We start from the raw sequence: 471 nt of genomic DNA on the forward strand, positions 1-471 counted from the left end.
TCGCCAGGCTTTCTTCATTCCGCAGTAGCTCAGTGGTAGAGCTATCGGCTGTTAACAGATCCGTACTACGTTAGAATATTTTCAGCGCCGATGGTAGTTGGGGGTTTCCCCCTGTGAGAGTAGGACGTCGCCAGGCTTTCTTCATTCCGCAGTAGCTCAGTGGTAGAGCTATCGGCTGTTAACCGATCGGTCGTAGGTTCGAATCCTACCTGCGGAGCCAATTTGGAGAGCTGTCCGAGTGGCCGAAGGAGCACGATTGGAAATCGTGTAGGCGGTAACCCCGTCTCAAGGGTTCGAATCCCTTGCTCTCCGCCACAAGATACATATAATAGAGGGCCCGTTGGTCAAGCGGTTAAGACACCGCCCTTTCACGGCGGTAACACGGGTTCGAATCCCGTACGGGTCACCATTTTTATAGAATACATACCAGCATTTTATTCGGAGGATTAGCTCAGCTGGGAGAGCATCTGC

3 tRNA genes are annotated in these 471 nt (G+C 52.2%); all 3 read left to right on the forward strand.

Going from position 1 to position 471, the window contains the following annotated elements:
• Positions 1–145: 145 nt before the first annotated feature.
• Positions 146–220 (forward strand) — tRNA-Asn (locus tag BA1_RS18305).
• 4 nt (positions 221–224) lie between these two features.
• Positions 225–315: transfer RNA gene (locus tag BA1_RS18310), tRNA-Ser, on the forward strand.
• Between the two features lie 19 nt (positions 316–334).
• Positions 335–409: transfer RNA gene (locus BA1_RS18315), tRNA-Glu, on the forward strand.
• Positions 410–471: the final 62 nt, after the last annotated feature.

The organism is Bacillus xiamenensis, from assembly GCF_000300535.1.
Taxonomy (GTDB): Bacteria; Bacillota; Bacilli; order Bacillales; family Bacillaceae; genus Bacillus; species Bacillus xiamenensis.